This window comes from Salinimicrobium sp. TH3, assembly GCF_026676115.1.
Classification (GTDB): Bacteria; Bacteroidota; Bacteroidia; order Flavobacteriales; family Flavobacteriaceae; genus Salinimicrobium.
Map to the genome: position 1 here is coordinate 137693 of NZ_JAPONB010000001.1, position 18886 is coordinate 156578.

The window sequence follows — 18886 nt, forward strand, 5'->3', positions numbered from 1 at the left end:
AGAGACTAGAATCAAGACTTTTTTTAGAGCCTTATATTGGGCTAAAGCCCTGTTAGAACTTCAAATTTTAACCACAGGCTAAAGCCTGTGGCAATTCAAGGGGTATAAAACATTGCATTCAATTTCTTAGAGAAATGATGAATTGTCACCGCCTTCAGGCGATCAGAATAGCATTACAAAGGGCTTTAGCCCAATCTTTGGATCATTATAATGAGAGATGAAGGTTTTTATTTTGAGGAGTGGAAAGAAATATATTGAATTGCCTCAGCCTTTAGGCGAGGATCAGAGAAGAGGTAAGCAAAAGGGCTTTAGCCCAATTGTTCATCCTGGAATTTCTTAAAATTGTATTTTTTTATGAATTGCTCATATTCTTCCTGAAATGATTTCTTTCTGTGATGCTCTTCCTGATTTTTAATATAGTCTCTTACTCTGTCAATATTAGATTCAGAAACAGAAACAGCGAAATAATCATTTTGCCATTCAAATCTTTCAGAAGTTAAATTGTTTTTGTTGATCCAATGAGAAGATTCTCCTTTGATCAAATTGATCACCTTTTGAATGGTTTGATCAACTCCTAAAGAGACAAGACAGTGACAATGGTCTGAATACCCATTGACGAAATCTACAAATATTCCCTTTGATCTGGCATTTTCTGCTATATGCTGCCACACCTGCTTCCTGAGTTCTAAAGTTTTGAGATGAGGAACTCTATTTTTGGTGCTCCATACAAAATGGATGTAAATCTTTATGTGAGGCATGGTGCTTTGCTAATTGGCGGTTGATGAATTTAATAAAATAATCTGATACAAAAAGATTGGGCTAAAGCCCTTGGGATTTTGTCTTTTTTAACCCCTGGCTGAAGCCAGTGGCAAATCATTAATCAAAAATGAAAATGATCCTCATTCATGAATTTCCTCTGCCTTTTTAATTTGAGGCATATTTCACTTCAGTTAATTGAGATTTGGTTTAATGATAATATTTATAAAAAGAGGTTGGGCTAAAGCCCTGTTCTGGATCAACTAATAAACCCCTGGCTGAAGCCAGTGGCAATTCATAGGTTGCAACATAAATTATTTTCAAATTCATGAATTGCCTCCGCTGAATTGCCTCCGCCTTAAGGCGGAGGACCAGAGAATGATGAGAAATAGGGCTTTAGCCCAATCCTTTTCTTTTAACTCTTCCTTAATTCCTTCAGCTTTAGCTGAAAGGCAATAACTTCTTATCTTTGCACCAAATTTTTATTTTTTGAGTAAATCTTCTATTGCCCAAAGCTTTGCACAGTCTGCGCCACAGCAGGATCTGGGGAAAGCGCTTGCCCTGCCGCGAACTCATGTTGAACTCAAAGGCCTCGTTGGATCGGCACTTTCCTTTGTGGTGGCCAATGCTTTTGAGGAAGCCGAAAAGCCTTTTTTGCTGATCTTCAATGACAAAGAGGAGGCTGCCTATTATCTAAATGACCTCGAACAGCTGTTGGGCGATAAGAATGTGCTTTTCTACCCCGGAAGTTATCGCCGGCCTTACCAACTGGAGGAGACTGATAACGCCAACGTACTTTTGCGGGCTGAGGTGCTTAACAGGATCAACTCCCGAAAGAAACCTGCTTTAATAATTACCTATCCCGATGCCCTTTTTGAGAAGGTAGTGACACGGAAGGAACTCGAGAAAAACACGCTGAAGATCAAGGTCGGTGACGAACTTTCCATTGACTTTGTGAACGAAATCATGTTCGAGTACAAGTTTAAAAGAGTGGATTTTGTAACCGAACCCGGAGAATTTTCGGTGCGTGGGGGGATCCTGGATGTGTTTTCTTTCAGCAATGACGAACCGTACAGGATCGAGTTCTTCGGAGATGAGGTAGAGAGCATCAGGACCTTTGATGTGGAGACGCAGCTGTCGACAGATCAGGTGAAGAAGATCACGGTAATTCCAAATGTGGAGCACAAGCGGCTTCAGGAGGTGCGGGAGAGTTTTCTGAAATACATTTCAGAAAAAACGGTGATCTTCAGCAAGGATACAGAGCTGCTTTATGATCGCCTGGACAAACTCTTCAGCAAAGCCGAAGAAGCTTTTAAAGATCTTTCCGAAGAAATAAAGCATAACGAACCCGAAGAATTGTTCTGTAATTCGGCACTTTTGAAGGAGCAGATGCAGGAGTATTCACTGGTGGTAACGAATTCCCGTCATCCTGAACTTGTTTCAGGATCTAGACCGGAGACAATAGCATTCAGTACTAAACCGCAACCATCCTTCAACAAGAATTTTGAGCTGCTTATTCAGAATCTGAGGGAGAATACGGAAGATGGTTATACGAATTATATTTTCTGCGTAAGCGAGCAGCAGGCCAAGCGTTTCCATGACATTTTTGACGATATGGAGGGAGAGGTGAAGTACAAAACCGTGGTGCTTTCCATGTATCAGGGGTTTATTGATGAGGCTTCAAAAATGATTTGCTACACAGATCACCAGATCTTTGAGCGCTACCATAAATTCCACCTCAAGAACGGTTATGCTAAAAAGCAGGCGATCACGCTGAAGGAATTGACCAACCTGGAAGTCGGCGATTATGTAACTCATATCGACCACGGAATAGGGAAGTTCGGCGGACTCCAAAAGATCGATGTGGAGGGCAAAAAACAGGAAGCGATCAAACTTATTTATGGCGAACGCGATATTCTGTACCTGAGCATCCACTCGCTGCACAAGATCTCAAAATACAACGGCAAGGACGGGAAGCCGCCTAAGATCTATAAACTGGGCAGCAACGCCTGGAAGAATCTGAAACAAAAGACCAAGGCGCGGGTAAAACATATCGCCTTCAACCTTATCGAATTATACGCCAAGCGCAGGCTGCAGAAGGGCTTTGCCTATGGTCCGGATTCCTATTTACAGCACGAGCTCGAGGCCTCTTTCCTTTACGAAGACACGCCCGACCAAAGTACCGCCACAGCCGATGTGAAGGCCGATATGGAAAATGAACGGCCCATGGACCGCCTGGTGTGCGGGGATGTTGGCTTCGGAAAGACAGAGGTTGCCATAAGAGCAGCATTTAAAGCAGTAGATAACGGGAAACAGGTGGCTGTGCTGGTGCCCACAACAATTTTGGCCTTTCAGCATTACAAGACCTTTACCGAACGCCTGAAGGATTTCCCCGTTACCGTCGATTACCTGAACCGCTTTAGAACGGCAAAGGAAAGAAGGACCACTTTGGAAGAGTTGGAGAACGGAAAGGTGGATATCGTCATTGGAACGCATAAACTGGTCAATAAGGCGGTAAAATTCAAAGATCTGGGGCTGCTGGTTGTGGATGAGGAGCAGAAATTCGGGGTGGCTGTAAAGGACAAGCTGAAGACCATCAAAGAAAATGTTGATACCCTCACATTAACCGCAACGCCCATTCCGCGTACATTGCAGTTCAGTTTAATGGCTGCAAGGGATCTTTCTACCATTACTACTGCGCCGCCAAACCGGTATCCTATTGAGTCGCACGTGATAAGATTCTCAGAAGAGACCATTCGCGACGCGATCTCATATGAGATTCAGCGGGGTGGGCAGGTGTTCTTTATCCATAACCGGGTGGAGAACATAAAGGAAGTCGCCGGAATGATACAGCGCCTGGTGCCCGATGCGAAGATCGGGATAGGGCATGGGCAAATGGAAGGGAAAAAGCTGGAGACTTTGATGCTGAAGTTCATGAATGGAGAGTTCGACGTGCTGGTTTCGACCACCATTGTTGAAAGCGGACTCGATGTACCAAACGCAAATACCATTTTCATTAATAACGCCAATAACTTCGGACTCTCAGATCTGCACCAAATGCGGGGACGTGTCGGCCGAAGCAACAAAAAAGCCTTCTGCTATTTCATTACTCCGCCATATTCTGCCATGACAGATGATGCCCGGAAGCGAATTACTGCCCTGGAGCAATTCAGTGAACTGGGAAGCGGATTCAACATTGCGATGAAAGATCTGGAAATTCGTGGCGCGGGAGACCTTCTAGGAGGGGAACAATCTGGGTTCATCAATGAAATAGGCTTTGATACTTACCAGAAGATCCTGAATGAAGCCATCGAGGAACTGAAGGAAAATGAATTCAGGGATCTTTATGAAGGGAAGGAGACAGAAGATAAAGAATACGTGAAGGATACGCAGATCGACACCGATTTCGAATTGCTGTTCCCGGATGACTACATCAACAACATTTCTGAAAGGCTGAACCTCTACACCCAGCTCAATAACCTGAAAACTGAAGAAGAGCTTCAGAAATTTGAGGCCGAACTAATCGACAGGTTTGGAGAACTACCTGCAGAGGCTGAAGATCTGCTTAACAGCGTCCGTATCAAGTGGATCGCTTCCAAGATCGGGCTCGAGAAGATCGTGATGAAGCAGGGCAAACTGATAGGTTATTTTATTGCCGACCAGCAGTCACTTTTCTACCAGAGCAAAGCTTTTACACGAGTACTGCAATACGTGCAAACGCATCCGCACAGTTGTACCATGAAAGAAAAGAAAACCCGCAGCGGGTTGAGATTGTTGCTGACTTTCGAAAAAGTAACTTCTGTAGATAAAGCTTTAAAAGTGCTTCAGCCACTGGATGTGAAGGTGGCGGTGGAAGCCCCCTAACCCCCGAAGGGGTAAATTTAATGGAGGAAAAATAACACCTCTCAAAAATAGCATTTTTGAGAGGTGATTTGAACAGACCTCACAGGTCTCCAAGGTCAGTGAGGTCTTTTTTTTAGGTTCTGCTGTCCAGGTTTTCTCCTTCATTTGTTCCTTTGATTCTATTGTGATACAATTTTTCTAAAGGAACACTGGTCAAACCATGGACCAGAGTGGAAGCAGCCACGATAAGACTGGGAATGATCCAGGCGTCTTCAAGATTTGCCTTGTCCTTAGAAAGTACTGCGTAATAAAGCGCAGCAATTCCAATGGGTCCGAACCAACCCATAAGGAGGACGCTGTATATTTTCTTCCGGAATTGTGGCATTATCGGCATGAGGAGTAAAAGTGCCGGCAGTCTTCTAAGGAAGAGGATAAGAATTACGATCCAGACCGAAGTCCAGCCCATGCCATACCACTCCTGCCAGGGCAGCATAAGTCCCAGAATAAAAAACACCGGAATGGTAGTAATTCGTTCCATTGTCTCCTGCACTCTCTGTTCCTTGAGATCTTCGTTTGCTGTAATATCCTTTGCGAAGGCGAAACCCCCTACAAATACTGCAATGATCGGATTCATTTTAAGCAGGTGAAATCCTCCCATGAGAAGGAGCGCCACAGCTATGGAAAATGACAGAAGGGTTTTAGCGTTCAGATAACCTGCCTGGTGAGTTTTCTTCATCAGGAATCCGCAAGCAAATCCAACTCCGTAGGCGAGAATTGCACAAAGAATACTTTCGTAGAGCAGGACTTTGGTGAACCATTCAGAAAGATCCCCACTACCTTCTACACCCAACAGGTAGAGCGCCAAAAATACTATTGGATAGGCAAAACCGTCATTCGCACCTGCTTCAAAAGAAAGCGTATTCCTGATCTTCTTCGGGAGATATTTCTCCGCCTTTTCTCCGGTCACCAGGGTGGAGGCAACGACTGGATCTGTAGGTGTAATAATTGCACCGATCAAAAAACATTCAAAAACGGATAACTTCGGAAGGAGAAAGTATATTATTCCGCTACTCAAACCCCACATGAAGATCATTCCGAAGATAACCAGATTGGACAGTGTGGCGGCATTTTTCCTGAAGATGTGGGTTGGCAGCCTCAATGCTGTTGCCATTAAAGCCATTGCAATGGTAAATTGACAGGCGTATTCGAGTACCTTGAATTCCGAAACGGAATCTGAAGATTTTATGATGTTAAGAACCTCAGGTCCAACAAGTACTCCTAAAATAAGGGCAAGAAGAGGTTCAGTGACAGAAATGTTGTGGATTTTCTTGAAGAAAGCGCCCGAAAGAATGATCAAAAAACTAATAAAGAAAACGACGAGCATTAAGTCCATAGTGAGGATTTCTGTAAGAGTTTTCTTAAAGTTAATTAGTGACAGCTTCTATTTTCTTAAGAAATTTATAAAAGTTCTTTTTTGCTGCCGATTAGCTCCTGCTTCTGCCTTAAAGTTCCCTTAAGGTGATCGCTGTTTTTGTTGCTTTCTTTTATCTTGTGCTGTAGGCAGATTCTAAAAGTAATCTGGTTGTTTTCAAACAAATAGCATAAATGCGACAATTAATTATTAAAATTCCAAAAGGCAATAAAAAAGAAATTCTGGGACTGGTAACAGATTTTAAAGGCAAGAACACCATCTGTCTTTCTGAAGAACAACACGATGTTTTTGTACTTTTTCTACCCAACCAGAAGGTGAATAACTTCCTTAAACGCCTTGATAAATATGAACAACCCGAGATAAGCCTCATTCCGCGGGGAGTGATCACTCTTTATCCTCCGGCTTCAGATTCTCCTGACCAGGTGGCCGATGTGCAGCCCAAAAGTTCCCTGGAAATCTACCTTGGAGGCATTCAAAGTGTAGGTTCTATAAAAGGTCTTATTGGATACTCTATTGCGGCCGGGATAATTGTTTGGATAGGGCTTTATACTACCACTGTTTTCTTGCTGGTGGCAGCCATGCTAGTCGCTCCCTTTGCGGGACCTGCCATGAATGCCGCGCTGGCAACTTCAGCCGGAAAAATGCCACTTCTAAAAAGTAGTCTGGCCCGATATGGGCTGGCAATTGGTACCGGGATCCTGGTAAGTTTTCTCATGACCGTGATCTTTCCGCTGGAGACCCTCACCCCATTAATGGTAGAAGTAAGTCAGGTGTCAAAAGTGGCAATTTTACTGCCTCTTATTTCAGGTTTTGCAGGGGCAATAAATATTGTGCAGTCCGAAAGAGATAGCCTGGTATCGGGTGCGGCGGTAGGAATACTTGTTGCTGCCTCGCTTGCGCCGCCGGTAGGACTAATTGGAGCGGGTCTGTATCTGCTGGACTGGGAGATCATTAGCAGCAGTGTATTTCGTGTAGTCCTGCAGCTGTTGGGAATTCACCTGGCTGCCACCCTCGTTTTCTATTTCTACGGAAAAGTCACTCCCAAAGGAGTCCGTTTTTTGCAGGGAAGCAGCAAGATGACCTGGTTCACCAGCTCATTCGTAGTGCTGGCAATTGCCGGAATGATGTTCTGGCAGTTCAGCCGGCCTCCGTTTCTGCGCAAGGCCAGTATGAACACCGAACTTACCGAAGAACTCGATAAAGCGCTCAATGAACTGGAATTTATTGAGGTAATTGAGAAGGATGTGAACTTTACCAACACCAGGATCAAGGGAAATCCAACAGTGAGCTATAATGTGACCGTGCTTCCCAGGGATTCCTCTTTACCGGAAAGTGTTCTGAAAAAAAGGATAATAGATCACCTTAAACAAAATATTAAACACCAGGACGACAATATTTATGAGGTATACCAGGTAAACATAGCAGAAGACTAAAATGAATTCAGGAACAAATCATGGATGATACTACATTTTTATGGAACGGGGTCCAGCCGCTAATAAGGATCGTGGTGGTGGGGTTTACGGCTTATTTAGCCATAGTTCTCATCTTAAGGGTCTCGGGTAAAAGGACCCTTGCCAGCATGAGTGCCTTTGATTTTGTAATTGCCGTGGCTGTGGGTGCTGTTTTTGGCCGTACTCTTACCACTAAGGATCTTTCAATTTCCGAAGCCGTGACTGCCTTCATATTACTTGCCGTTTTACAGTTCATTTTCGCCTATTTTGAAGGAAAGTCAAAGGTCTTCAAGAAGATCTTCAATACTTCACCAACCCTGCTTTTCTATGATGGAAAGTTTATTGAAAAGAACCTTCATAAAGAGAGATTGGACGAAAGTAAAGTACTTAGTGCAGTCAGAAAAAAAGGCTTTGGTAGTATGGACGATGTTGCCGCCGTGATTCTTGAGATCGATGCCCAGCTTTCTGTCATCGGAAAATCGAAGGAAGGTAAATCTTCAACTTTTCAAGATCTACTGGACGAAACGGAGCTTTAAAAATGTAGAAAGGCATCCTCAATGTGCTCCAGCCTTGTCCCGGCTTTGTTCTTTATGATTGCCACTATGTCGAAACGTACCTCGACGTCCAGTTTGTGTTCATTTACAAAGTAATCGATAGCTTTTACCAGCTGCTTGATCTGTTTCTTCTTGACAAAATCCTGCGGATCTCCAAAATCGGGTGTACTGCGGGTTTTAACTTCTACGACCGCCAGGATATTATCTTTTTGAGCGATGATGTCTATTTCAGCTTTTTGATAAATAAAATTACGGGCCACAATTTCATAACCTGTGGCAAGAAGATGGGCTACGGCCATTTCCTCACCACGTTTCCCAAGTTCATTATGTTGTGCCATAATTTGTTGTCACCCTTCGAAAATGTAATTTTATTCAATCTTTTTTGAGAGGTTATTTTCTCTCAAGTTTTCTGAATTTAGGGATTTAATCCTCTTTCTGTAAAATAATAGCTCTAACCTTTAGATCCAGATTAATAATATCTTCGGGATCTGCTTCAATGATTTTATCACCGTAAAAACTCTTTGGAGGTGCAGCCACCGGTGCCAAAAATACTCTGACATTTGAATCTTTCATCTTGCCGTCTTTCCAGTCAACTGCGCCGCTATAATCCCATCCAAAACCGTAGAAGTCAATACTTCCTTCATTAATTTTGACCAGGTCTTCATAACTGGTTCCCACTTCAATTCCTTCAGAGGTTCTCCAGCGGCCATCATTTTCTGTATATATCTGGTGTGGTTTATTCATTGTTTTGTCCTCCCAGATAATGAGCAGCTCATCATCTGTGTTTGGATATAGTATGCTGTATGCCCGCTCTATCGTTCCCTCCTCAAAAAGGTCAACACCTTCAGAAATTTCTGCATCGGGATAGATTTTTTCTAAACTGTTCTCATTTATGACCTCGGCTAAATTTTCCAGACGGAATTTTTCCGGAGAATTAGCCGTTAATTTTTTGCTTTTACAACCTGAAGCTAAAATTATAAGCCCCAGTATCAAGAGTTTCTTCATTTTTATTTTTTTACTAAAATGCACAACATTTGCCGCACCTGCACTGCCTTTTACTAAAATTTAACTTGTAATCCCCTGTACTTGCTTAACTTTACAGCCTTTAATTTTGACCATGGAATTACCAAAAAGATATACTATTACGGCTGCCCTGCCGTACACTAACGGACCTATACATATTGGCCATTTAGCAGGCGTTTACGTACCTGCCGACATCTATGCCCGCTTCATGAGGATGCAGGGGCGCGAGGTGGCTTTCGTATGTGGAAGTGACGAGCACGGGGTGCCAATTACTATAAAAGCAAAAAAAGAAGGCGTTTCTCCCCAGGATGTGGTGGACAAATATCACAAGATCATAAAAAAGAGCTTCCAGGACTTCGGAATTTCCTTTGATAATTACTCAAGAACATCTGCTGAAGTTCATCATAAAACTGCTTCAGAATTCTTTAAAAAACTTTACGACGCCGGAAAGTTTACTGAAGAAACCACTCAACAGCTTTTTGATCCTGAAGCTGAACAGTTTTTGGCCGATAGATTTGTTGTAGGGACCTGCCCAAAGTGCGGATACGAAGAAAGCTATGGAGACCAGTGCGAGAAGTGCGGGACCAGCCATAACGCGACCGATCTTATTAACCCGAAGTCGGCCATTACCGGTTCAAAACCTGTTTTGAAGGAAACCAGACACTGGTTCTTACCGCTCGACCAATACGAAGGCTGGCTTAGGGAATGGATCCTGGAAGGTCATAAGAAAGACTGGAAGTCCAATGTTTACGGACAGGTAAAATCCTGGATCGATGACGGGTTAAGGCCTCGTGCCGTAACCCGGGATTTAGACTGGGGGATTCCTGTGCCGGTAGAGGGTGGCGAAGGAAAAGTGCTTTACGTGTGGTTTGACGCGCCAATCGGGTATATTTCTTCTACCAAAGAATGGGCAGAGAAGACCGGAAGGGATTGGGAGCCTTATTGGAAAAGTGAGGATACAAAGCTGGTACATTTCATTGGAAAAGACAATATCGTCTTTCATTGTGTGATCTTTCCGGCAATGCTTAAAGCAGAGGGAAGTTACATCCTTCCCGAAAATGTTCCGGCAAACGAGTTTTTGAACCTGGAGGGGAACAAGCTTTCAACTTCCAAGAATTGGGCGGTCTGGCTGCATGAATACCTGGAGGAATTTCCCGGGCAGCAGGATGTGTTGAGGTACGCCTTAACGGCAAATGCACCCGAAACCAAGGACAATGACTTTACGTGGAAGGATTTCCAGGCGAGAAATAATAATGAGCTGGTTGCCATTTTTGGAAACTTTATTAATCGGGTAGTGGTGCTTACCAATAAGTACTACGACGGGGTTGTGCCTAAGCCGGGAGAGTTTTCTGAAGTTGATGAACAAACCCTGGCTGAACTTAGGGCTTATCCTGCAGTGATCGCCAGTTCTATTGAACGTTATAGGTTTAGAGAAGCACAGGGAGAACTAATGAACGTTGCCCGCCTTGGAAATAAATACCTGGCCGATGAAGAGCCCTGGAAACTTATCAAAACTGACGAGGAAAGAGTAAAAACAATTATGTATGTGGCCCTGCAGATAGCTACTGCACTGGCGAACCTGAGTGAGCCATTTTTGCCTTACACTGCCGAAAAACTGAAGAGAATGCTGGACTACGGGAAAGCTTCTTCGGAAGCGAACGAAGCAGCAATTGTTGAAGATGACAGAGAGAATCAATGGGAGCAGATTAATAAGGAATCAGTACTTCTGCCTGCCGGACACCAGATAGGAAAAGGAGAATTGCTTTTCTCTAAAATAGAAGACGAACAAATTCAGAAACAATTGGAAAAACTTGAAGCAACGAAAGCGGCAAATATAGCCGACAATAAAAAAGCAGAACCGCAAAAAGAAACTGCCACTTTTGAGGACTTTTCAAAAATTGATCTACGTGTGGGAACCATTGTAGAAGCTGAGAAAATGCTGAAGGCCAACAAGCTTCTCGTATTAAAAGTAGACACAGGTCTTGACGTGCGAACCATAGTTTCAGGAATTGCCGAAAGCTTTAAACCGGAAGACATTATAGGTAAAAAAGTAACGGTGCTGATCAACCTTGCTCCGCGGAAATTACGCGGCGTAGAAAGTGAAGGGATGATCCTAATGACCGAAAATGCTTCAGGTAAACTGGTATTCCTTAATCCCGATGAAGACGGGGTGAAGGAGGGAACGGTGATTTCCTAATAATCAGATCTCGGCTCCGGCTACCTGAGTGGCGTTCGAAGCACTTGAGTTGACCGAAAACTGTATCCACGAGCGGTGTCGTATCCAAATGTCTCCCCGAGCGGAGTCGTATTCAAATGTCTCCCCGAGCGGAGTCGAGGGGTTGCTTGTGAAAATGGATCTTGTTTCTGCATAAGAGATTTTTCGGAGTCTTTTAATGGAGTTAGCGGTAAAGGAAGCAGTTAGGTAGTTGCCGTAGGTTTGAGGTCTCGACTCCGCTCGACCTGACAAAACAATTGTCTCCCCGAGAAGCCTGTGCTGAGCGGAGCTGAAGTAGAGTCCAGGGGTCTTTCGTGAAAAAGGGACTAAAATGGAAAAGATGAAACTGTACTATGTGTATATCCTGGAATGTTCTGATAAGTTACTCTACACAGGAGTAACAAATTATATTTCCAGAAGGTTAGATGAGCATAATGCAGGTGTAAACAAGAACAGTTTCACGTTCAAAAGGAGACCCGTAGAGGTCATTTTTCATCAGGAATTTAATGATGTGAATCAGGCAATATGGTTTTAAAAGAAGATCAAAAGGTGGAGCGCCCAGAAGAAGAGAGCTTTAGCCAATGATGATGAAATGCTCTTAAAGCTGCTGGCTGAATGTAGAAATGAGAGTCATTCTAAAAACAAGTATAATTAAAAGGCAACTTTTAGGTCTGTATGAAGATACTAAACCTAGGTCTCGACTCCGCTCGACCTGACGATTGGTAGCGGTAGTCTAAGCTCGATCTGACACAGAAATGCTCAAAATCGCTTTCCATCCCATTTACGTTCTGCCTTTACCTGAAGGTCATCGATTCCCAATGGAAAAGTATGAGCTGGTGCCACAGCAATTATTGCACGAGGGCACCTGCTCGCGAGAGAACTTTTTTGAACCCGAATATCCCGATGAAGCCGATATTCTGGCCGTTCATGACAAGGACTATGTTGAAGGGTTGAAAAATCAAACGCTCAGCTACAGGGAAGCTAGAAAGATTGGTTTACCATTGTCCGAACGGCTCGTGGAGCGGGAATTCATTATTACTTCAGGCACTATTAAGGCTGCCGAATTTGCCCTGAAAAACGGAATCGCCATGAACATTGCCGGGGGTACACACCACGCTTATACCAATCAGGGGGAAGGCTTTTGCATGTTCAACGATCAGGCGGTGGCGGCACGGTGGCTACAGCAGAACAAACTCGCTGAAAAGATCCTCATTGTGGACCTCGATGTACACCAGGGCAACGGGACAGCAGAGATTTTTCAGAATGATCCTTCAGTTTTTACTTTTTCAATGCATGGCAGGAACAATTACCCATTCAAAAAAGAAAAATCCGATCTCGATATTGAGCTGGAAAATGGCACCGGGGATGAGGAATATCTCAAGATCCTCAAAGAAACTTTGCCGCGACTTATTGAAGAACAAAAACCTGATTTCATCTTTTACTTAAGTGGTGTCGATATCCTTTCGACTGATAAACTTGGGAAACTCGGCTGCACAGAGGCCGGCTGTAAGGAGCGTGACCGATATGTGCTGCAAACCTGCCACGACCTTAATATTCCGGTGGAGGTAAGCATGGGCGGTGGCTATTCCCCTCATATCAAAAATATAATTGACGCTCATGCCAATACCTTTCGGCTGGCGCAGGAGATCTATTTTTAATTCACTACAGGTCGCAAATTGATATAACTCAGGATTCTTTTCATTCCTTTTTACTACTTTCAACCTGGGCCCCTCTTTCTGTAGTATAGGTTATGAAAACGTCCCTAAAAAAAGGAAAAGAGCAGCGAAAGAGGCATACTGTCTACACCATCTACTTGGTGAGCAGCTCAGCTTTGTTCCTCGTCTACCTTCAATCTCAGCTCTACAGCTGGGATCTATGGCCATTTTCCTATCCGGAGATCTGGTTAATAGCGTTCTCATTTTTATTTCTTTTTTCAGTTCTACGCCTGCTTGTTTCCCTGCCTTTCCTTGTTAGATCCATTAGAAAAGAACCACAGGATTTAAGCCTCAGCATACCTCCGGCTCTGGCAATTATGATTCTGACGATTTGGATATTTGATGCTGGTGGTCAGTACATGTTACTGGGAATTTTGACAGGGCTTTATATAATCAGCGGATTTGGTTTCGGGATATATGGAATTCAGAAAATGAGAAAAGGTCAGGAAAAAGAACACGCTGGTCATTCTGAAAAAGAGGTAAGAGCTATGGAAAAAACAGCCAAATTCCTCTATTTCATCTTTATCGCCAGCGGAGTGACCGGTCTATTTTTTTCGCTGGTTTCTTATTTTCCTGGCTTGGACTGGTGGCCTGCTCATGCTTTTTTAGATTTTGAAATGCTCTTCACCATTCAGCTCTTTCTAATGGGGGCTGGGGTTTTCAGGTTGTTGTATCACTTTTATTTTCTTCTGTTTCTTTTCCGCTATGGCAGGTCACACCTTAGCCTCACCTTTCCTCTTATTCTTTTATTCCTGGGAGGGCTTTTGAAATTACTGGTTCCGGGAAGCGGCATCTCGTTGGCAGCAGAATTGTTCTACGCCCTTACTGCTACAGTTTGTGGTATTATAGGTTTTTATACCAGTGGCGGCAAAGGAGATTTCTTTAAAAAGGGACATTATCAATCCGAATAATCTATTAAAACAACTGGATACAGAAATTTAGTTGATGCACACGCCACTACCTCCAGGCTGGGAAGGGAAAATTTGTTTTAAATTATTTAGCACCATTGATATTGATAATTATCAGGAATTAATCTATAGCGTTTGCTTAAATTTATTAGGTCATTTATTTTATAGGGAAGAAAAATGAAAAGTGGTGTCAGGCCAATTTTAAAGCAGTTCCCTGCTAAGAAATTTAAAGCCCTGTACAAAATATACATAGGGTCGGGCCTTCTTATCATTTTACTATTTGCTGCGACTTTTCTTGAGTCGCTAGGGTGGTCACCCATAGCAGAGAGTCAGTTCTTATATATCCTATACGTGGGATTTATTTTCTCCCTGGCCTCTGCTTTTCTTTACTTGCTGTTCCTGCTTCCTTTTCTAATAGCCATATTACTCCAATACCGCCCTAATTGGAAATTGAGTCTGCCTCTTATATTGCTTATTCTTTCCTTAGGCAGCTTATTTATTATCACCTACTGGGGATCTGGGGAATATGATGTGGAGACCAATTCTTTTGAAGAAGACCCTGTTATGAAAATTCTTGATTATGCAACAATAATCCTTTTCCTGGCATATGCCGTGACAGCAACAATCCTGGGGTGGCGGGGATTAAGGGATCTCAGAAACGGGAAGACTTAACAATAAATGATAAGGGAAGAAATATTAAGATTTGCCGCATATCCGTAAGTCAGCCAGTTTAAGGGCTATGTTTAATAGAAATGGAATGGTAATACCTTAACTTATACTCATATGAGTAGGAATAATTTCGGCATTTACCTTTGGTGTGCTGTAGAGAGTTTTTTCTTCTTCGCCGCCTTTCTTTCTGCGATTCATTAATAAACTACTTCAGATGTTTCTGGATTCGTTTGGCTACTTTTATCGCAGGAGATTTCTTATTAAATACCAAAAGCGCAGAAGATCAAGATCTTCTACGCTTTTATTTTCAAAAATGTCATATTTATTCCTTTTTTTCCGGCAAAATCAACTCCCGGCATACGATCTCTGTGATATATTTCCGGTTGCCATTTTTATCTTCATAGCTGCGGCTGCTAAGTTTTCCTTCGATCTCAATTTCCCTTCCTTTGGGAACCTGTTTTTCCACCATTTCGGCCATTTTACCCCAGGCAATAATATTGTACCATTGGGTGTCTGTCACTTTTTCTCCCTTTGTATTTGTATAGGTTTCGCGGGTGGCGATGGAGAATTTCGCAAGTTTTTTTCCTGTGCTAAGAGTTAGGATCTCGGGAGCTTTTCCTACGTTGCCTGAGAGTTGCACATTGTTTTTTAAGGTGTTCATAATGTTGTGAATTATGGTTGACATATCCTTATTTTCCGAGAAGCAGTACTTCATTGCAAACAACTTCGGTGATATACTTTTTTACTCCATCTTTATCCTCATAGCTACGGCTGGTCAATTTTCCTTCCACGCCAATCTCTTTACCTTTGGGGACGTAGTTTTCGATAAGTTCGGCAGTCTTGCCCCAGGCAACTACATTGTGCCATTGTGTGTCGGTTATTTTTTCTCCCTTATTGTTTTTGTAGGTTTCATTTGTGGCGATGGAGAACTTGGCAAGTTTTTTACCCGATTCCATAGTTAAGATCTCTGGTGCGTTACCTACGTGGCCAATCAACTGTACTTTGTTTCTTAATGTATTCATGATTTCTGTTTTTTTTAATGTTTTTAATAATTCTCAGTTTCTTAATTATTTCCCTAATAATAGGACTTCGCTGCACAGTACTTCGGTTACGTGTCTTGTTACACCTTCTTTGTCCTCATAGCTGCGGCTGGTTAGTTTTCCCTCAATACCGATCTCTTTTCCTTTGGGCACGTAGTTTTCGATAAGTTCGGCAGTCTTGCCCCAGGCAACTACATTGTGCCATTGGGTGTCGGTTACTTTCTCGCCCTGGGCATTTTTATAGATTTCATTTGTGGCGATGGAGAATCTTGCCATTTTCTTTCCCGATTCGAAGCTGAGGATCTCCGGTGCGTTGCCTACATTCCCAATCAACTGTACTTTGTTTCTTAGTGCATTCATGTTATAAAGAATTAAATAAGTTGAAAATCATTCGTTCATTTCAACAGGACAAACCTACTACCACCAACAAATGATAATCGGTTGATACTGATTTGTTTTCGTTTAGATCTGTTTGTAAGCATTTGTAAATGGCTATGCTTGCAGTTAATTTTTTCGTATTATTACATGTATAGACCTTCTGCCATGAAAAAGCTGATCCTTTTACTCCTTATCTCTACTCTGCTCTCTTCCTGCAGGGAAAAACAACAAGCTGAAGAACAGGTGGTAGTTGAAAGCTCTCCTTTTGAAACGGAATTCATTGACTACAGGGATTTGAAGATGTTGGCAGGTTACGAAAAGGTGATTGATACTTCAGTATACATGGGCACCCCCGAAGATACCTACAGGCTGTTGAACCTTCGGAAGAATGGAGATTACCTTGTGCTCTTCTACAAGGTGGCAGGCCGGGATGAGCAGGAAATCAAGCACACAACTTACCTTGCATTAGATACGCTTCTGGTAAAAAAACTGAGGAACGATGAACGCGTAACCGTGGGTTACTGTTATCATGTAGACTATCATGAAGGTGAGATCGTAGCCCTTGTCAAAGGGACAGGTAAAACAGATGTGATGGAGACAGTCAGGGCCTGGAGGGCAAATCCCGAATCTGAAGAAATCGAACCTCTACAGGACTTTGGTGACATCAAATGTCTTGATCAATTCTTTGAGAGTGAAAACTCGACAATTCCTATAGAAGATATTTCATGAATTTGAGAGCCTTCTGGAAGTATTACCGGGATTTTAATTTCTTCAATCTCGTCTTTTCTGTTATAAGCGCAATTTATTTTGGAGTGATTACCGGCCTGCTCATTTTTATTTCGTTTGGTATGTTTATCGGTTTTTTTGGATTCAATTATTTCAGGAAGAATGAATATTATCTTTATTTCAACCTCGGCTTAAGCAGGAGCTATTTGATCAAAAGGGTCTGGATCCTTAACGTTATCTTTATTTTGCCTTTCCTCCTAATACTTTTCTTATTTATATGAATCGGTTAGAGGTAACAGGAGTGAATAAGAGCTTCGGAAAAAGGCATATTTTAAAGGATATTTCCCTGACTTGTGAAACGGGAGAAATTATTGGCCTTTTTGGAAGGAATGGTTCCGGCAAATCCTCTTTGCTTAGAGGAATGATGGGAACCTTAAAAGTGGGTTCTATAAGTTTGAATATTGATGGAGTGAAGATGAAGGCTTCAGACGTTATTCCGCAGCAAAAAATCGGAATTTTACCTCAGGATACTTTTCTTCCTAAGGAAATGAAAGTACGGGATGTCATTCCGCTGTTTTTTCCGGAAGGGGAAGCGCAGGACAGGATTTTTTACGCTCCCGGGGTTGCTGCTTTTGAAGGTCAAAAGACAGGAAAGCTCTCTGCCGGACAGTTAAAATACCTGGAGGTGCTGTTACTTTCCCACCTGCCGCACCCTTTCCTCCTGCTGGATGAACCATTTTCTATGGTGGAGCCGCAGTATATTGAAAGAATAAAAGAACTTCTCCTCGGTCTACGGACTACTAAAGGATTAGTAATTACTGATCATTACTACCGTGATGTGCTGGAAATCTCCAACCGTAGCTTTGTTTTAAAGAATGGAAATTTGTTTGAAGTAGAGCATGAAAAAGACCTGGCTACCTTTGAATATTTAAAAGAAAGAAATTAATGAAACCAGCTTCTGCTAAAGAGATAAGAGACGAATTAAAACTCCAGGACAGGGAAGAGCTGCTGCAAATCGTCCTGCGGTTATCCCGGTTCAAAAAGGAAAATAAGGAGCTGCTCACCTATCTTCTCTTTGATGCCCGTGATGAAGATGAATACAAAGCAAAGGTGAAAGCCGAAATGGATGAAGAATTTGCCGGGATCAATCGCAACAACTTCTACTACACAAAAAAGGGTATGCGTAAGCTGCTCAAAAATATCAAAAAATACAGTCGCTATTCCGGGAAAAAAGAAACTGAATTAGAATTATTGATCTATTTCCTTCAAAAAATGGATAATTTCAAACCTTCAATTCACAAAAATAAGATTCTCAAGAATATGTACGACCGACAGCTGGAGCTGGTAAAAAAGAATATGGAAAAGCTGCATGAAGACCTGCAGTACGACCTGAACCTGGAACTGGAGAAATTGAGCTAGAATAGAGCATAGAGAATAGAGTAGTGAGTAAATGAGAATTGCTAATTGTCTATTGATCATTGTTAATTGTAAAAATGGATTTTCCTAATTTAACCACGTCCCGACTAAACCTTCGCCAGATCACAGGAGACGATCTGGAAAATATCTATAAAGGACTTTCCCATCCTGAAGTAATTAAATATTACGGAGTAAATTATAAAACGCTTGATGCTACCCGGGAACAGCTGGAGTGGTATGAAGAGCTTGAAAGATCGCAGACAGGAATATGGTGGGCAATCACTCTGGCTGAAGATAATGAATTCTGTGGTGCAATTGGTTTCAACAACCGGAGTAGGGAGCACAAAAAAGCCGAACTTGGATTTTGGCTGCTTCCAAAGTATTGGAGCAGGGGATTTGTGCAGGAGTCCATGGAGGTGGTGCTGGATCATGCTTTTCAAAAATTGGATCTTCACCGAATAGAAGCCTTTGTGGAGACGGAAAACATCAGTAGCCAAAATGCTCTTGAAAAACAACATTTTAAGCAGGAAGGAATTATGAGAGATTCCGAGATCAAGAACGGGAGGTTTATTAGTGTGGCGGTTTATGCGAAACTTAAAAGTGATTTGAAAATTTGAGAATTTGAAAATGTTTTTCTCCACAGCGTAGCCTTTGCGAAGGGAGGAATCTCTCGTTTTCTAGAGAGATTCCTCCTTTGTCGGAATGACAGAGGGAAATGTTTGTCATTCAGAGCGTAGCTTTTGCGCAGCGAAGAATCTCT

Annotated in this window: 19 protein-coding genes; 12 read left to right on the forward strand and 7 right to left on the reverse strand. The window is 42.5% G+C overall.

Features of this window, described 5'->3' with window-relative positions:
• Positions 1-308: 308 nt before the first annotated feature.
• A complete protein-coding gene (gene tnpA / locus OU683_RS00545) occupies positions 309-758 on the reverse strand; it encodes an IS200/IS605 family transposase (RefSeq protein ID WP_268134095.1) in 450 nt (149 codons plus the stop codon).
• A 487-nt stretch (positions 759-1245) separates the two neighbouring features.
• On the opposite strand from tnpA, the gene mfd reads away from it, so the two are divergent.
• Positions 1246-4620: a transcription-repair coupling factor gene (gene mfd / locus OU683_RS00550; RefSeq protein ID WP_268134097.1), complete on the forward strand. Its 3375-nt coding sequence runs from the start codon at positions 1246-1248 to the stop codon at positions 4618-4620.
• 112 nt (positions 4621-4732) lie between these two features.
• Here the strand turns inward: mfd and OU683_RS00555 are convergent, their stop codons facing one another.
• Positions 4733-5992, reverse strand: coding sequence for a cation:proton antiporter (locus OU683_RS00555; protein WP_268134099.1), 1260 nt, complete (start codon positions 5990-5992; stop codon positions 4733-4735).
• A 212-nt stretch (positions 5993-6204) separates the two neighbouring features.
• Here OU683_RS00555 and OU683_RS00560 point away from each other — a divergent pair, with 212 nt between their 5' ends.
• Both OU683_RS00560 and OU683_RS00565 read left to right on the forward strand, forming a co-directional pair.
• Positions 6205-7464 carry a DUF389 domain-containing protein gene (locus OU683_RS00560; protein ID WP_268134101.1) on the forward strand — a complete coding sequence of 420 codons (1260 nt, stop codon included), beginning with the start codon at positions 6205-6207 and terminating at the stop codon, positions 7462-7464.
• A 20-nt stretch (positions 7465-7484) separates the two neighbouring features.
• Positions 7485-8018, forward strand: coding sequence for a DUF421 domain-containing protein (locus OU683_RS00565; RefSeq protein WP_268134103.1), 534 nt, complete (start codon positions 7485-7487; stop codon positions 8016-8018).
• Here the strand turns inward: OU683_RS00565 and OU683_RS00570 are convergent.
• The gene (locus OU683_RS00570; protein WP_268134104.1) at positions 8015-8374 is read right to left on the reverse strand and encodes a YraN family protein; all 360 of its coding nucleotides are present in this window, start codon (positions 8372-8374) and stop codon (positions 8015-8017) included. The two genes, OU683_RS00565 and OU683_RS00570, sit on opposite strands and share 4 nt — an antisense overlap.
• Before the next feature lie 85 nt (positions 8375-8459).
• Complete coding sequence (locus tag OU683_RS00575; RefSeq protein ID WP_268134106.1) at positions 8460-9041, reverse strand: hypothetical protein; 582 nt, start codon at positions 9039-9041, stop codon at positions 8460-8462.
• Positions 9042-9153: 112 nt separating this feature from the next.
• Between OU683_RS00575 and metG the strand changes: the two genes are divergently transcribed.
• From metG to OU683_RS00600, 5 genes are all read left to right on the forward strand, one after another.
• Complete coding sequence (metG, locus tag OU683_RS00580; protein WP_268134108.1) at positions 9154-11256, forward strand: methionine--tRNA ligase; 2103 nt, start codon at positions 9154-9156, stop codon at positions 11254-11256.
• Positions 11257-11614: 358 nt separating this feature from the next.
• The gene (locus OU683_RS16570; protein WP_442800843.1) at positions 11615-11809 is read left to right on the forward strand and encodes a GIY-YIG nuclease family protein; all 195 of its coding nucleotides are present in this window, start codon (positions 11615-11617) and stop codon (positions 11807-11809) included.
• Positions 11810-12029: 220 nt separating this feature from the next.
• Positions 12030-12932 (forward strand): histone deacetylase family protein, encoded by a 903-nt coding sequence (locus OU683_RS00590; protein ID WP_268134110.1) that lies wholly within the window; start codon positions 12030-12032, stop codon positions 12930-12932.
• Between the two features lie 92 nt (positions 12933-13024).
• Positions 13025-13900: a hypothetical protein gene (locus OU683_RS00595; protein ID WP_268134111.1), complete on the forward strand. Its 876-nt coding sequence runs from the start codon at positions 13025-13027 to the stop codon at positions 13898-13900.
• A gap of 174 nt (positions 13901-14074) precedes the next feature.
• Positions 14075-14569 carry a hypothetical protein gene (locus OU683_RS00600; RefSeq protein ID WP_268134113.1) on the forward strand — a complete coding sequence of 165 codons (495 nt, stop codon included), beginning with the start codon at positions 14075-14077 and terminating at the stop codon, positions 14567-14569.
• A 319-nt stretch (positions 14570-14888) separates the two neighbouring features.
• Here the strand turns inward: OU683_RS00600 and OU683_RS00605 are convergent, their stop codons facing one another.
• From OU683_RS00605 to OU683_RS00615, 3 genes are read right to left on the reverse strand one after another with little or no spacing between them, the layout of a single operon-like run.
• On the reverse strand, positions 14889-15227 hold the full coding sequence (locus tag OU683_RS00605; protein WP_268135038.1) for a single-stranded DNA-binding protein: 339 nt from the start codon (positions 15225-15227) through the stop codon (positions 14889-14891).
• 28 nt (positions 15228-15255) lie between these two features.
• A complete protein-coding gene (locus tag OU683_RS00610) occupies positions 15256-15588 on the reverse strand; it encodes a single-stranded DNA-binding protein (protein ID WP_268134115.1) in 333 nt (110 codons plus the stop codon).
• A 45-nt stretch (positions 15589-15633) separates the two neighbouring features.
• On the reverse strand, positions 15634-15966 hold the full coding sequence (locus tag OU683_RS00615; RefSeq protein WP_268134117.1) for a single-stranded DNA-binding protein: 333 nt from the start codon (positions 15964-15966) through the stop codon (positions 15634-15636).
• Positions 15967-16149: 183 nt separating this feature from the next.
• Between OU683_RS00615 and OU683_RS00620 the strand changes: the two genes are divergently transcribed.
• From OU683_RS00620 to OU683_RS00635, 4 genes are all read left to right on the forward strand, one after another.
• Positions 16150-16713, forward strand: a complete 564-nt coding sequence (locus OU683_RS00620; protein WP_268134119.1) for a hypothetical protein — start codon at positions 16150-16152, stop codon at positions 16711-16713.
• A gap of 274 nt (positions 16714-16987) precedes the next feature.
• Positions 16988-17656: an ATP-binding cassette domain-containing protein gene (locus tag OU683_RS00625; protein WP_268134121.1), complete on the forward strand. Its 669-nt coding sequence runs from the start codon at positions 16988-16990 to the stop codon at positions 17654-17656.
• Positions 17656-18129: a hypothetical protein gene (locus OU683_RS00630; RefSeq protein WP_268134123.1), complete on the forward strand. Its 474-nt coding sequence runs from the start codon at positions 17656-17658 to the stop codon at positions 18127-18129. Before OU683_RS00625 ends, OU683_RS00630 begins: the two co-directional genes overlap by 1 nt.
• A 74-nt stretch (positions 18130-18203) precedes the next feature.
• Positions 18204-18743: a GNAT family N-acetyltransferase gene (locus tag OU683_RS00635; RefSeq protein WP_268134125.1), complete on the forward strand. Its 540-nt coding sequence runs from the start codon at positions 18204-18206 to the stop codon at positions 18741-18743.
• The last annotated feature ends 143 nt before the right edge of the window (positions 18744-18886 follow it).

Coding starts and splice junctions, on each gene's coding strand:
- tnpA (WP_268134095.1), bottom strand. CDS start 758: ATGCCTCACATAAAGATTTACATCCATTTTGTATGGAGCACCAAAAAT.
- OU683_RS00555 (WP_268134099.1), bottom strand. CDS start 5,992: ATGGACTTAATGCTCGTCGTTTTCTTTATTAGTTTTTTGATCATTCTT.
- OU683_RS00560 (WP_268134101.1), top strand. CDS start 6,205: ATGCGACAATTAATTATTAAAATTCCAAAAGGCAATAAAAAAGAAATT.
- OU683_RS00565 (WP_268134103.1), top strand. CDS start 7,485: ATGGATGATACTACATTTTTATGGAACGGGGTCCAGCCGCTAATAAGG.
- OU683_RS00570 (WP_268134104.1), bottom strand. CDS start 8,374: ATGGCACAACATAATGAACTTGGGAAACGTGGTGAGGAAATGGCCGTA.
- OU683_RS00575 (WP_268134106.1), bottom strand. CDS start 9,041: ATGAAGAAACTCTTGATACTGGGGCTTATAATTTTAGCTTCAGGTTGT.
- metG (WP_268134108.1), top strand. CDS start 9,154: ATGGAATTACCAAAAAGATATACTATTACGGCTGCCCTGCCGTACACT.
- OU683_RS16570 (WP_442800843.1), top strand. CDS start 11,615: ATGAAACTGTACTATGTGTATATCCTGGAATGTTCTGATAAGTTACTC.
- OU683_RS00590 (WP_268134110.1), top strand. CDS start 12,030: ATGCTCAAAATCGCTTTCCATCCCATTTACGTTCTGCCTTTACCTGAA.
- OU683_RS00595 (WP_268134111.1), top strand. CDS start 13,025: ATGAAAACGTCCCTAAAAAAAGGAAAAGAGCAGCGAAAGAGGCATACT.
- OU683_RS00600 (WP_268134113.1), top strand. CDS start 14,075: ATGAAAAGTGGTGTCAGGCCAATTTTAAAGCAGTTCCCTGCTAAGAAA.
- OU683_RS00605 (WP_268135038.1), bottom strand. CDS start 15,227: ATGAACACCTTAAAAAACAATGTGCAACTCTCAGGCAACGTAGGAAAA.
- OU683_RS00610 (WP_268134115.1), bottom strand. CDS start 15,588: ATGAATACATTAAGAAACAAAGTACAGTTGATTGGCCACGTAGGTAAC.
- OU683_RS00615 (WP_268134117.1), bottom strand. CDS start 15,966: ATGAATGCACTAAGAAACAAAGTACAGTTGATTGGGAATGTAGGCAAC.
- OU683_RS00620 (WP_268134119.1), top strand. CDS start 16,150: ATGAAAAAGCTGATCCTTTTACTCCTTATCTCTACTCTGCTCTCTTCC.
- OU683_RS00625 (WP_268134121.1), top strand. CDS start 16,988: ATGAATCGGTTAGAGGTAACAGGAGTGAATAAGAGCTTCGGAAAAAGG.
- OU683_RS00630 (WP_268134123.1), top strand. CDS start 17,656: ATGAAACCAGCTTCTGCTAAAGAGATAAGAGACGAATTAAAACTCCAG.
- OU683_RS00635 (WP_268134125.1), top strand. CDS start 18,204: ATGGATTTTCCTAATTTAACCACGTCCCGACTAAACCTTCGCCAGATC.